10 protein-coding genes are annotated in these 13,606 nt (G+C 61.4%); all 10 read left to right on the plus strand.

What is annotated here, in order from left to right:
• The first annotated feature begins 48 nt into the window (after window positions 1-48).
• The 10 genes from ACFZPT_RS25065 (at window position 49) to ACFZPT_RS25110 (ending at window position 13,134) form a co-directional block, all read left to right on the plus strand.
• Window positions 49-975: a sigma 54-interacting transcriptional regulator gene (locus tag ACFZPT_RS25065; protein ID WP_034111285.1), complete on the plus strand. Its 927-nt coding sequence runs from the start codon at window positions 49-51 to the stop codon at window positions 973-975.
• A gap of 128 nt (window positions 976-1,103) precedes the next feature.
• Window positions 1,104-1,886, plus strand: coding sequence for a MetQ/NlpA family ABC transporter substrate-binding protein (locus tag ACFZPT_RS25070; protein WP_034095325.1), 783 nt, complete (start codon window positions 1,104-1,106; stop codon window positions 1,884-1,886).
• A gap of 463 nt (window positions 1,887-2,349) precedes the next feature.
• Window positions 2,350-3,015, plus strand: coding sequence for an amino acid ABC transporter permease (locus tag ACFZPT_RS25075; protein ID WP_034095326.1), 666 nt, complete (start codon window positions 2,350-2,352; stop codon window positions 3,013-3,015).
• Entirely contained in the window at window positions 2,996-3,655 is a 660-nt protein-coding gene (locus ACFZPT_RS25080) for an amino acid ABC transporter permease (protein ID WP_034095327.1), read from the plus strand. The genes ACFZPT_RS25075 and ACFZPT_RS25080 overlap by 20 nt, the downstream gene beginning before the upstream one ends.
• Window positions 3,652-4,428 (plus strand): amino acid ABC transporter ATP-binding protein, encoded by a 777-nt coding sequence (locus tag ACFZPT_RS25085; protein ID WP_034095328.1) that lies wholly within the window; start codon window positions 3,652-3,654, stop codon window positions 4,426-4,428. Before ACFZPT_RS25080 ends, ACFZPT_RS25085 begins: the two co-directional genes overlap by 4 nt.
• Entirely contained in the window at window positions 4,425-5,276 is an 852-nt protein-coding gene (locus ACFZPT_RS25090; RefSeq protein ID WP_034095329.1) for a transporter substrate-binding domain-containing protein, read from the plus strand. Before ACFZPT_RS25085 ends, ACFZPT_RS25090 begins: the two co-directional genes overlap by 4 nt.
• Window positions 5,277-5,484: 208 nt before the next feature.
• Complete coding sequence (locus ACFZPT_RS25095) at window positions 5,485-6,567, plus strand: efflux RND transporter periplasmic adaptor subunit (protein WP_034095330.1); 1,083 nt, start codon at window positions 5,485-5,487, stop codon at window positions 6,565-6,567.
• Window positions 6,564-7,634, plus strand: a complete 1,071-nt coding sequence (locus ACFZPT_RS25100) for an efflux RND transporter periplasmic adaptor subunit (RefSeq protein ID WP_034111293.1) — start codon at window positions 6,564-6,566, stop codon at window positions 7,632-7,634. The genes ACFZPT_RS25095 and ACFZPT_RS25100 overlap by 4 nt, the downstream gene beginning before the upstream one ends.
• Window positions 7,631-10,690: an efflux RND transporter permease subunit gene (locus ACFZPT_RS25105; RefSeq protein ID WP_034111294.1), complete on the plus strand. Its 3,060-nt coding sequence runs from the start codon at window positions 7,631-7,633 to the stop codon at window positions 10,688-10,690. The genes ACFZPT_RS25100 and ACFZPT_RS25105 overlap by 4 nt, the downstream gene beginning before the upstream one ends.
• A gap of 257 nt (window positions 10,691-10,947) precedes the next feature.
• Window positions 10,948-13,134, plus strand: coding sequence for a glycoside hydrolase (locus ACFZPT_RS25110; protein ID WP_099312124.1), 2,187 nt, complete (start codon window positions 10,948-10,950; stop codon window positions 13,132-13,134).
• The last annotated feature ends 472 nt before the right edge of the window (window positions 13,135-13,606 follow it).

A 13,606-nucleotide genomic window follows, 5' to 3' on the forward strand; every position in this document is an offset into this window, starting at 1 on the left:
ATTTTTTTAACGCCCCCGTCCCGCAGTGGATAGGGGCGGGAGCCTGTCATGAGTCTGCATGAAACCTTCGGCCAGCCACTGCTGACCTTCCCCGACGCGGAAAAAAGCCCGCTGAGCATCCGCGCCAAGGCCCTGGTGTTTGTCGACCCGCGCTCGCGCAAGCTGCGCGAAGACCTGGAAGCGCTCGCGCCGCGTGCCTTGCCCGTACTGATCCGCGGCGAAACCGGCAGCGGTAAAGAGCTGCTGGCGCGGCATATTCACCGTGGCAGTGACCGCAGTGGCTTGTTCGTTTCGGTCAATTGCGGCGCGATCAGCCCCACCTACGCCGATGCCGAGCTGTTCGGCTACGCCGCCGGCAGTCACAGTGGCGCCGCCAGCAGCCGCGCCGGTTGGTTCGGCTCGGCCAATGGCGGCACCTTGTACCTGGACGAGATCGGCGACCTGCCGTTGCCGATCCAGGTCAAATTGCTCGCCGCGCTGGAAAACCACGAAGTCACCCGCGTCGGGGCTCATCAACCGAGCCCGGTGGACGTGCGCCTGGTGGCCGCTACCAGCATCGACCTGGCCCAGGCCGTGGCGGCCGGCAAGTTCCATGAGCGGCTCTTCCACTATTTGAGCGAAGGCCGGCTGGACCTGCCGGCGTTGCGTGAGCGGGTGGGGGATATTCTGTCCCTGGCCGAATACTTCCTGGGCATCTACAGTCAGCGCCTGGATTTGCCGGTGCCGCTGATCAGCGAGGCTGCGCAGCGCGTACTGGAACATCACAGTTGGCCAGGCAATACCCGTGAGCTGGAAAACGTTATTCACTTCGCGTTGCTGGTCAGTAGCGGCGACGAAATTTTGCCCGAGCACCTGAACCTGCCGGTGGTGGATTCGCCTCTGGAGCAAGTGCGGCGGATCTATGCCCAAGCCAGCCCAGCGGAGCAGGCAACGTTGCGCCAATTCCTACATGAGCAAAATGGAATATCAACGTGAATAAAAGATATTGTTCGGGAATAAAAAATCTAGGTATTGTCCGTTCCATGCCGCGATAGCACTTCGCTGGCACCTCACTTAACAAACGGTCGTCAGAGACGCCCTCCGAATGTCGATAAGGACACTGCATGAAAAAGGTTCTGTTGTTTACCGCACTCGCCGCTGCCCTGACTGCCAGCTTCGCCCAGGCCAACGAGAAACTGGTGGTGGCCGCCACCCCGATCCCGCATGCCGAGATCCTTGAGCTGGTCAAGCCAACCCTGGCCAAAGAAGGCGTGGACCTGGAAATCAAAGTATTTACCGACTATGTGCAGCCCAACGTGCAAGTCGCTGAAAAGCGCCTGGATGCCAACTACTTCCAGACCCTGCCGTACCTGGAAAACTTCAACAAGGGCAAGGGCACCAACCTGGTGACCGTGGTGGGCGTACACGTTGAACCGTTCGGCGGTTACTCGAAAAAGATCAAGAAAATTGAAGAGCTGAAAGACGGCGCCACCGTGGCCATCCCGAACGAAGGCTCCAACAGCGGCCGTGCCCTGTTGCTGCTGCAGAAAGCCGGTGTGATCACCCTCAAAGACCCGACCAACGCCCTGGCTACACCGAAAGACATCGCCAGCAACCCGAAAAACCTCAAATTCAAAGAGCTTGAATCGGCCTTGCTGCCCCGCGTGCTGGACCAGGTCGACCTGGACCTGATCAATACCAACTACGCCCTGGAAGCCGGCCTGAACCCGGCCAAAGATGCGCTGATCATCGAAGACGCCAAGTCGCCTTACGTGAACTTCCTGGTAGCCCGCCCGGACAACAAGGACAGCGATGCAATCCAGAAACTGTCCAAGGCCCTGACCAGCCCGGAAGTCAAAGCCTTTATCGAGAAGAAGTACAACGGTGCGGTCGTGCCGGCGTTCTGATGTAAGCCAAAACCCCCTTCAAGGTTTCAACGCCGACGGCTCACATAGCGTCGGCGTTTTTTTATGTGTGGAATCTGGAGTGCAATCAAAATGTGGGAGGGGCGGTGCGACGATTCGACTTGCCCCTCCCACATTAGATCTTTATCTCACAGTGAAACTTCAGCGTGTCAGAGCGCGCGGCTATTGATCGCCCTGCGCAACGCCACCAACCATTTCACCAGCTCCTGCGGATCAATCGGTTTCGCTTTGTTCATTGTTTATTCCCTCGAAACACAGACCCCTCAACCATAGCCGCCGCCCGTTCACTCCGCGAATCCCGAGGTTATCTTTTTGGGTGATATCAATATGCTATTTAGGTATTTAAATTTTACTTTTTATACCTTTAAAGTTCGTGCTACCCAGCGTTACCCACGTTGGCTTGGATAGCACGCGCCGCTCTACCCTGCGGCGTCATGGACTGCAAATGACCTTCGATTTCGCTTTTATCCTCAGCACCCTGCCGGCGTTTTTGAACGCTGTGGGTGTCACGCTGCAAGTGGGCCTGATCGCCATCGCCACCTCATTGCTTGTAGCGCTGATCAACGCGGCGCTGCTGGTGTTTCGCACGCCGTACCTGTCGCGCCTGGTGGCGTTGTATGTGGAGCTGGCGCGCAATACACCGCTGCTGATCCAGCTGTTTTTCGTGTACTTCGCCTTGCCTGCCCTGGGCGTGAATATCTCCGGGTTTTGGGCCGCGATCATCACCATGACGTTTCTTGGCGGCGCCTACCTCACGGAAGTGCTGCGCGCCGGCGTGGAAGCGGTGCCGCTGGCGCAGATCGAGTCGGGCAAGTCCATCGGCCTGTCCGACTGGCAACTGCTGCGCCATGTGATCCTGCCCCAGGCCGGCATTCTCAGCCTGCCGGCACTGTTCGCCAATTTCATCTTTTTGCTCAAGGAGACCACCGTAGTTTCTGCGGTGGCGGTGCCGGAAATTCTTTACACCACCAAGAGCTACATCGCCCTCTATTACAAAACCTACGAAATGCTCGCCGTGCTGACGCTGATTTGCGTGCTGTTGTTTTTACCGCTGTCGCTGCTGCTCAGCCGCTTGGAAAGGAGGCTCCAGCATGGCCAGTTCGGGTCTTGAATTGTTGTGGGTGTCGTTGCCACAACTGGGTAAGGGCGCCGCGCAGACCTTGTCGATCTCGGTGTTGAGCATCGTTTTCAGCACCCTGGGCGGCGTGCTGTATGGCGTGCTGCGCACCTTGAATAACAAGGCGATCAACGCGGTGCTGCGCGTCTATCTGGAACTGTTCCGCGCGATTCCGGTGTTGGTGTGGTTGTACCTGTTGTTTTTCGGGTTGCCGATTTTCTTCGGCCTCAGCCTCCCCAGTTTCTGGTGCGCGGTGCTGGTGCTATCGCTGTGGGGCGCCAGCGAAGTCGGTGAGGTAGTGCGTGGCGCCCTGCACTCGTTGCCCCGCGGCCAGCGCGAGGCGGGCTTGTCGATTGGTTTGTCGGCGCCGCAGTTGTACGGCTACGTGCTGCTGCCACAGGCACTTAAACGCATGACCCCGCCGACCATCAACGTCTACACCCGCATCATCAAGACCAGCTCCCTGGCAGTGCTGATCGGCGTGGTGGACGTGATCAAGGTCGGCCAGCAAATCATCGAGCGCACCTATGAGTCGGTGTTGATCTACGGCGCGCTGTTTCTGTTTTTCTTCTTTATCTGCTACCCGTTGTCGGCCGCCTCCAAGGTGCTGGAACGGCGCTGGGCCCAAGCATGAGCGCATTGATCGAGTTTCAGGGTTTCAACAAATTTTTCGGCGAGCAGCAGGTACTCAAGGGCATCGACCTGAGCGTGCACAGCGGCGAAGTGGTGGTGATCCTCGGCCCCAGCGGCTGCGGCAAAAGCACCTTGCTGCGCTGCCTCAACGGCCTGGAAGTGGCCGACGGCGGCAGCTTGCGGTTTGCCGGCCAGGAGCTGTTGGATAAAAACACCGACTGGCGCCAGGTGCGGCAGGACATCGGCATGGTGTTCCAGAGCTACCACTTGTTCCCGCACATGAGTGTGCTCGACAACCTGCTGCTCGGCCCGCTGAAAGTGCAAAAACGCAACCTGCACGAAGCCCGCGAGCAGGCTGAACAACTGTTGGCGCGTGTCGGCCTGGCGGACAAGCGCGACGCCTTCCCGCGTCAGCTCTCCGGCGGTCAGCAGCAACGTATCGCCATCGTCCGCTCGTTGTGCATGAACCCCCAGGTCATGCTGTTTGACGAAGTCACCGCGGCCCTCGACCCGGAGATGGTCAAGGAAGTACTGGAGGTGATCCAGGGCCTGGCCCGCGAAGGTATGACGCTGCTGATCGTCACCCACGAAATGGCCTTCGCCCGCGCCGTCGCCGACCGCGTGGTGTTCATGGAGGCCGGTCGCATTCTCGAACACAACACCCCCGAGGCATTCTTTACGAACCCGCAGACCGCACGCGCGCAGCAGTTTCTGGAGAAGTTCTCCTTTGTTTCAACACTGCCCAAGAAGATCAAGGAACTGGAATTGCTATGAAAAAACTACTACTGCCCCTGGTGGCCGTCGCTCTGCTGGTCGGCTGCGATAAAAAGGCCGAAGAGCCTGCAAAACCTGTGGCTGCTGCGAGTTACATCGACAAAATCAAGGCGCGCGACAAGCTGATCGTCGGCGTATTCACTGACAAACCGCCGTTCGGCTTTGTGGACGAGGCCGGGCGCTACGTCGGCTTCGATACCGATATTGGCCGTCGTTTCGCCAAGGACCTGCTGGGCGATGAGAACAAAGTCGAATTCGTCGCGGTGGAGCCGGCCAGCCGTATTCCGTTCCTGCAAAGCGACAAGGTCGACCTGATCCTGGCCAACATGACCGTCACCCCGGAGCGCAAGGAAGCGGTGGACTTCACCCACCCCAACCTGAAAGTCGCGGTGCAGGCCTTGGTGCCCAACGATAGCCCGGTCAAGCACCTGGATGACCTGGCGACCCGCACCCTCATCGTCACCACCGGCACCACCGCCGATATTTGGCTGACCAAAAACCACCCGGACTGGAAACTGCTCAAGTTCGAGAAGAACTCAGAATCCCTGCAAGCGCTGGCGGCCGGTCGCGGCGATGCCTACGCCCAGGACAACCTGGTGCTGTTCAGCTGGGCCAAGCAGAACCCAGGCTACCGCGTGCTGGAAGAGAAGCTCGGCGACGAGGCGCCAATTGCGCCGGCAGTGAAGAAGGGCAATATCGAACTGCGTGATTGGGTGAACGCCGAGTTGGCGAAGTTGGGCGAGGAGAAATTCCTGCTCAAACTGTATGACCAATACGTACGTAAAGAACTCAGCGATGACACCCCGCCTGACAGTGTGATTGTCGAAGGCGGCAAATGGCAGGGCTAGTTCTGCGCTGACTGTTGTACCGCTATCGGGGGCAAGCCCCCTCCCACATTTGAATGTATTCATAAATCAAAGTGTGGGAGGGGGCTTGCCCCCGATGAGGCCGGTGAAATCACCTCAATACTCTCTTCCCCATGCAGATAAGGAACCCTGATCTAAGCTGACAGTCGCATACACACTGGCACGTCGGCATCACGCAAAAGGAGACTGCATGGGCGGTCGTATTTCCACTTGTATATTCGGTCTTGGCTTAGTCGCGTTCTTGAGCGGTTGCGGTCAGGAAAACACCGAGCCCAAGGCGCATTCCCGGGTGTTTGTGCAAACCGTGGAGCCAGCGGATTTCGCCGCGGCGGTCACGCTGACCGGGGATATCCAGGCGCGGGTGCAAACCGATCTGTCCTTTCGCGTGGGCGGCAAGATCATCCAGCGCATGGTGGATGTGGGTGACCGCGTCAGCGCCAAGCAAGTGCTGGCCAGGCTTGATCCCAAAGACTTGCAGACCAACGTCGATTCGGCCCAGGCCCAGGTCGTGGCTGAACAGGCGCGGGTCAAGCAGACAGCGGCGGCCTTTGTGCGCCAGGAAAAACTCCTGCCCAAGGGCTACACCAGCCGCAGCGAATACGACTCGGCCCAGGCGGCGTTGCGCAGCAGCCAAAGCGCTTTGGCCGCCGCCCAGGCGCAACTGGCCAATGCCCGTGAACAACTGGGCTACACCGCGCTGGTGGCCGATGCGCCGGGTGTGATCACCGCGCGCCAGGCCGAGGTAGGCCAAGTGGTGCAGGCCACCGTGCCGATTTTCAGCCTGGCTCGCGACGGCGAGCGCGATGCGGTGTTCAACGTATATGAATCCCTGCTGGTCGAACCGTCGACCGATACGCCGATCACCGTCAGCCTGCTGGACAACCCAAGCATTCAGGTGCAGGGCAAGGTGCGCGAAGTCACTCCCGCCGTGGCCGCCAACACCGGCACCGTGCAAGTGAAAATCGCCCTGCAGGCGCTGCCCGAAGGCATGCACTTGGGCTCGGTTGTCAGCGCCACTGCCAATGGCCCGGCCAAGGCCAGTGTGGAACTGCCGTGGTCGGCCCTCACCAAGGACCTCAACGAACCGGCGGTGTGGCTGGTGGACGGCGACGGCAAAGTGCAGCTGCATAAAGTCACCGTGGCCCGCTATCTCACTGGCAAAGTCATCCTCAGCGAGGGTCTCAAGGGCGGTGAAAAAGTCGTGGTGGCCGGCGGGCAATTGTTGCACCCCGGTATGCACGTCGAGATTGCCCAGCCAGGAGCCCAGCCATGAAGCGTCTGGTATTGATGCTCGCCGCCGGCCTGTTGCTGGCGGCCTGCTCCAAAGAAGAGCCCGCGCCCGAGCCGGTGCGCCCGGTGCTGTCGATGCAAGTAAAGGCTGAAGACCAAGAAAACCTCGGCCGCTTCGCCGGCACCATCCAGGCCCGTTACGAAAGTAACCTGGGCTTTCGCGTGCCCGGCCGCATCGCCCGTCGCCTGGTGGATGTGGGCGCCGAAGTGGAGAAGGGCGCCTTGCTGGCCGTGCTCGACCCCACCGACCAGCAGAACCAGTTGCGCGCCGCCCAGGGCGACCTGGCGCGGGTGCAGGCGCAATTTATCAATGCCCAGGCCAATGCCCGGCGCCAGCAGGAACTGTTCAACCGTGGCGTCGGCGCCCAGGCCCAGTTGGATGTGGCCCTGACCGACCTGAAAACCACCCAGGCCTCCCTCGACCAGGCTCAGGCCTCGGTCAACCAGGCCAAGGATCAGCTCAATTACGCCGAACTGCGCACCGACCACGCCGGCATCGTCACCGCCTGGAATGCCGAGGCCGGCCAGGTGGTCAGCGCCGGCCAACAAGTGGTGACCCTGGCGCGCCCGGATATCAAGGAAGCGGTGATCGACCTGCCCGCCGGCCTGGCCGAGCGCCTGCCGCCGGATGGGGTGTTTCTGGTTGCCGGGCAACTGGACCCGAGCGTCAATACCACCGCCACCGTGCGTGAAATCGAGCCCCAGGCCCAGAGCGCCACGCGTACCCGTCGCGCGCGCCTGACGCTGGCCGAAACACCACCAGCGTTCCGCCTCGGCACCGCCATCAGCGTCACCCTGAGCACCGCCATTGAGCCGCGCATCGAGCTGCCGGTAAGCGCCTTGCAGGAGGTGGACGGCGCCACTCGCATCTGGCTGCTCGACACGCAAAACCAGAGCGTGCAGCCGCGCGACGTCACGGTGATCAGCCGCGAGGCCGGCAGCGCCTTGATCAACGGCGGCGTCAAACCCGGCGAGCGCATCGTCACCGCCGGCGTGAACAGCCTGAAGCCCGGGCAGAAAGTCAAAATCGACGAGGACAGCCCGCGATGAAAGGCAGCTTCAACTTATCCGACTGGGCCCTCAAGCATCAGTCCTTCGTCTGGTACCTGATGTTCGTCGCGCTGCTGATGGGCGTGTTCTCCTATATGAACCTGGGGCGCGAAGAAGACCCGTCGTTCACCATCAAGACCATGGTGATCCAGACCCGCTGGCCGGGCGCAACCCAAGAAGAAACCCTCAAGCAGGTCACCGACCGCATCGAGAAAAAACTCGAAGAACTCGACTCTCTGGATTACGTGAAAAGCTACACGCGGCCAGGCGAGTCCACGGTGTTCGTATTCCTCAAGGACACCACCAGCGCCAAGGCCATCCCCGAAATCTGGTACCAGGTGCGCAAGAAGATCGACGATATTCGCGGCACCTTCCCCCAGGGCTTGCAGGGGCCTTCGTTCAACGATGAGTTCGGTGACGTGTTCGGGTCGGTGTACGCCTTCACCGGCGACGGTCTGTCGATGCGCCAACTGCGTGACTACGTGGAACAGGTGCGTGCCGAAATCCGGGCAGTGCCGGGGCTGGGCAAGGTCGAGATGATCGGCCAGCAGGACGAAGTGATTTACCTGAATTTCTCCACGCGCAAACTGGCGGCCCTGGGTATCGACCAGCGCCAAGTGGTGCAGAGCCTGCAATCCCAGAACGCCGTGACCCCGGCCGGGGTGATCGAAGCCGGACCGGAGCGTATTTCGGTGCGCACCTCGGGGCAGTTCGCCTCGGAGAAGGACCTGGCCGACGTCAACCTGCGCCTCAACGACCGTTTCTATCGCCTGGCGGATATCGCCGAGATCAGCCGTGGCTACGTCGACCCGGCGCGGCCGATGTTCCGTTTCAACGGCAAGCCCGCCATCGGGTTGGCCATCGCCATGCAGAAGGGCGGCAATATCCAGTCGTTCGGCAAAGCCTTGCATGAGCGCATGGACGAGCTGACCGCCGACCTGCCGGTGGGCGTTGGCGTGCATAAGGTTTCCGACCAGGCCGAAGTAGTGGAAGAAGCCGTGGGCGGCTTTACCAGTGCGTTGTTCGAGGCGGTGATCATCGTGCTGGTGGTGAGTTTTATCAGCCTCGGTCTGCGTGCCGGGCTGGTGGTGGCGTGTTCGATTCCGCTGGTGCTGGCGCTGGTGTTCGTGTTCATGGAATACAGCGGCATCACCATGCAGCGCGTGTCGCTGGGCGCGTTGATTATCGCCCTCGGCCTGTTGGTGGACGACGCGATGATCACCGTGGAGATGATGATCACGCGCCTGGAAAAAGGCGAAACCAAGGCCCAGGCGGCCACTTACGCTTACACCTCGACCGCGTTCCCGATGCTCACCGGTACGCTGGTCACCGTGGCCGGCTTTGTGCCCATCGGCCTCAATGCCAGCTCGGCGGGGGAATACACCTTCACCCTGTTCGCGGTGATCGCCGTGGCGATGCTGGTGTCGTGGGTGGTGGCGGTGTTGTTTGCGCCGGTGATCGGCGTGCATATCCTCAGCGCCAATGTGAAGCCGCACAACGCCGAGCCTGGGCGCATTGGCCGGGGTTTCAATCGCGGCATGCTGTGGGCGATGCGCAACCGCTGGTGGGCCATCGGCATCACCGTGGGGTTGTTCGTGGCGTCGGTGTTCTCCATGCAGTTCGTGCAGAACCAGTTCTTCCCGTCGTCGGATCGCCCGGAAATCCTGGTGGACCTCAACCTGCCGCAGAACGCCTCGATCAACGAGACGCGCAAGGCCGTCGACCGCCTGGAAGCGATCATCAAGGACGACCCGGACATCGCCCGTTGGAGCACTTACATCGGCCAGGGCGCGATTCGTTTCTACCTGCCCCTCGACCAGCAACTGGAAAACCCTTACTACGCACAGTTGGTAATCGTCAGCAAAGGCCTGGAAGAACGCGGCGCGTTGATCGCACGCTTGCAGAAGCGTCTGCGCGATGACTTCGTCGGTATTGGCAGTTATGTGCAGCCGCTGGAAATGGGCCCGCCGGTGGGGCGTCCGATTCAGTATCGGGTGTCCGGCAAAGACACCGACCAGGTGCGCAAACACGCCATCGAGCTGGCGACTCTGCTGGATAAAAACACCCACTTGGGCGAGATCATTTACGACTGGAACGAGCCAGGCAAAGTGCTGCGCATCGACATCGCCCAGGACAAGGCGCGGCAATTGGGGCTGTCCTCCGAAGATGTCGCGCAGTTGATGAACAGCGTAGTCAGCGGCGCGTCGGTGACCCAGGTGCACGACGATATCTACCTGATCAATGTGGTCGGCCGCGCCGAAGACGCAGAGCGCGGCACGCCGGAAACCCTGCAGAATTTGCAGATCGTCACGCCCAACGGCACGTCGATCCCGCTGCTAGCGTTTGCCACCGTGCGCTATGAGCTGGAGCAGCCGCTGGTGTGGCGTCGCGACCGCTTGCCGACCATCACCATCAAGGCCTCAGTGCGCGATGAGATGCAGCCGACCGACCTGGTCAAGCAGCTCAAGCCGGAGATCGACAAGTTCAGCGCCGGCCTGCCGGTGGGTTACAAAGTCGCCACCGGCGGTACCGTGGAAGAAAGCGGCAAGGCCCAGGGCCCGATCGCCAGCGTGGTGCCGCTGATGCTGTTTTTGATGGCGACGTTCCTGATGATCCAGTTGCACAGCGTGCAGAAGATGTTCCTGGTGGCCAGTGTTGCGCCGCTGGGGCTGATCGGCGTGGTGCTGGCCCTGATTCCCACCGGCACGCCCATGGGTTTTGTGGCGATCCTCGGCATCCTGGCGTTGATCGGCATCATCATCCGTAACTCGGTGATCCTGGTGACGCAGATCGACGCCTATGAGCGCGACGGCTACACGCCGTGGGATGCCGTGGTGGAGGCTACCGAGCACCGCCGTCGGCCGATTCTGCTCACGGCCGCTGCGGCGAGCCTGGGCATGATCCCGATTGCCCGCGAAGTGTTCTGGGGGCCGATGGCGTACGCGATGATCGGCGGCATCATCATCGCCACCTTGCTGACGCTGCTGTTCCTGCCGGCGCTGTATGTGGCGTGGTACAAGATTCGCGAGCCCAAGCCTGAAGAAAAAACCGTTTAGAAATGGGGGAGGGGGCTTGCACTAATGCCAGTCGCCCTCCTCAGTATTAACTGAAAGAACCGGCGCAAACTGTGGGAGGGGCTTGCCCCCGATAGCAGTGGTTCAGCCAGCCCAGCTATCACTGACGCATCGCTATCGAGTGCAAGCTGAATCGTCGCACCGCCCCCTCCACGTTTGATCGTCATCAGGGCATTTGTTACCCCGTCTACCGTTGAGTGTTTTACCCTCTTGGTTTCACTCTTCAACGGTTGCCCACCATGAACCGTCTGCGTCTTACCCTGCTGGTCTTCTGCTTGCTGTCGCCCATGGCGTTTGCCGGCGCCCTATTGGAAAACACGCTGTGGCGCGTCGAACTGGACCCCGCCACCCTGGCGCTGCGGGTGACACCGTCGGGTCAGGCCAGTGTGCAAACCTCCAGCGGGGTCACCGCGCATGCTGTCAGCGACTTGCAAAGCAGCGCCGAGCAAGTGAGCTGGCAGTGGGACAACGGTGCCTATCGCCTCAGCGCACGCCTTGAGCAGCGCGAGTTGCTGCTGAGCATCACCGCGCGCCAAGCAGGGCATTTGGCATTGCTGCAACAACCGGCAGGGGCCATGGGCAACGGACTGATCTGGCCGTTGGCCGAAGGGCATTACGTGCCCACCGGCAATGCGGTATGGCAAGCGTTCCTGCTGGAGCAGGGCGCGTTCAACACCACCCAGGACCTCAGTCTGCCGCTGTGGGGTATGGATCACGGCGGTTTCACGCTGAACTGGCTGCTCACCAACCCCTACAACAACCGTCTGCAATGGCAAGCTGAAGGTGCCGGTGTGGGGTTGGCGCTGGCCCATGAATTCACCGCGCTGGACCCCAATACCCCGATGACCCTGCGCCTGTACCTGGGCGATGCAGACCCCCTCGCCGGCGCCAAACGCTATCGTCAATGGCTGGTCGAGCAGGGCCGTTATGAGACGCTCGACGACAAGCTGCAACAGACCCCCGAGGCGCAGAAATTGCTGGGCGCCAGCCACGTCTACCTGTGGGGCAATGACCTGCTGGCGCCGAACGATGTGCGTGACTGGCCGCTGTTGCTCAAGCGGCTGCGCGCCCATGCACTCAAGGCGTTGTTGGACAAGGAAGCCACGCAGATCCTGGCGCAATCCCGCCCGTTGAATCCCTACGAGCAGAGCGTGGTGCTGCGCAGCCTCAACGCGGCGATCAGTAAAAAGGCGCGGCAGAGCTGGCAAGTCGACGAGCCGGACATGACCCGACTGGCCGCACGTTATGGCGAGCTGCGCGCAGAACTGGCCGTGGCGTTCGCCGGGGCGTTGAGCGCCGACCCGGCCACCTGGGGCGGCAAGACCCTTCAAACCCTGCGCAACAGCGGCCTGCCGCGTTTGCTGGTGACCCTGGGCGAAGGCTGGGAGGGCGGCCTCTGGCACCCCGAAGCGATTCGCGCCGCAGTGCAGGCCGGCTACTTGATGGCCCCTTACGACTCCTACGAAACCGCACTGTCGGCCACGGAAAACCCGGACTGGACCACCGCCCACCTGGGCCGCAAGGCGTATCGCGACTGCGCCATCGTGTTGCAAGACGGCACATACAAAAGCGGTTTCCAGAAATCCGGCCACTACACCGACCCGCGCTGCATGCGGCCGCTGCTGGAGGCGCGAGTGAAGGCAGTGCAGGCTAAGGCCGGTTTCAATGCCTGGTTTCTGGATGCCTACGCCACCAGCATGCTGTTCGATAGCTACCGCGCTGGCGCGCCGATGACCCAGGCGCAAAACGCCGCGGGTAATATCGACGCCGTGCGCTGGCTCAATACCGTGCTGAAGTTACCCACAGGCTCCGAAGACGGTAACGCTGTCACCGCCCAGGGCATCCTGTTCGCCCATGGCATGCAGACACCGGTGCTTGGTTGGGGCGACCGTGAGATGACCCAGGACAAGCATTCGCCGTACTACGTCGGCAACTGGTACCCGCCCGAACAACCGGCGGTGTTTTTCAAGCCGGTGCCATTGAAAGCGTCGCTGCGCAGCGTGTATTTCGATCCGACCCTGCGCCTGCCGTTATATCAGGCGGTGTTACATGGCTCGGTGATCACCACCCATCACTGGTTGTTCGACAGCCTCAAACTGAGCAACGTACGGGCCGAGAACGAACTGACCCAACTGCTCTACAACGTGCCGCCGCTGTATCACCTGAGCGCCGCCACCCTGGCGCAGCGCTTGCCGGCGATCCAGCGCCAGGACGCATTTTTCCGTCCGTTGCACCAGCGCCTGGCGACCCAGGCCATGACTGATTTTCGCTGGCTGACGGCGGATAGGCAGCTGCAACAGACCACCTTTGCCGATGGCACGCGGTTGGTGGCAAATTTCTCCGCTACCGGAAGAGAAGGCTATGCCCCGCGCAGTGTCACCGCACTGCCGGTGGGTGCGGCGCCGGTGGTGTATCAGGTGCAGTAAATGTGGGAGGGGGCTTGTTGTGGTGAGCAGGCTTGCCCTGCGCTGGGCTGCGAAGCGGCCCTAAAACCTGGCAACCGCTTTTGCCTGGCACACCGCAGTGTCTGTAGAGAGGGCCGCTCCGCGCCCCAGCGCGGGGCAAGCCCGCTCACCACAAAAACCGCATTTTTTCAGGTTGCTAATAAGGTTTACACCAGACGCTCGCCAGCCACGCCTCCAGGTCGTGATACGACTCGTAGCGCGGCCTGTTCCAGCCTTCCTGGTTGTCACTGCGGATGGGGGAGGCGCCGGTGGTGTATCAGGTGCAGTAAATGTGGGAGGGGCTTGTTGTGGTGAGCAGGCTTGCCCTGCGCTGGGCTGCGAAGCGGCCCTAAAACCTGCCAACAGCTCTTGCCTGGCACACCGCAGTGTCTGTAGAGAGGGCCGCTCCGCGCCCCAGCGCGGGGCAAGCCCGCTCACCACAAAAACCGCATTT

It is taken from the genome of Pseudomonas sp. MD330_10 (assembly GCF_042610415.1).
In the GTDB taxonomy this organism is placed as follows: domain Bacteria; phylum Pseudomonadota; class Gammaproteobacteria; order Pseudomonadales; family Pseudomonadaceae; genus Aquipseudomonas; species Aquipseudomonas rhodesiae.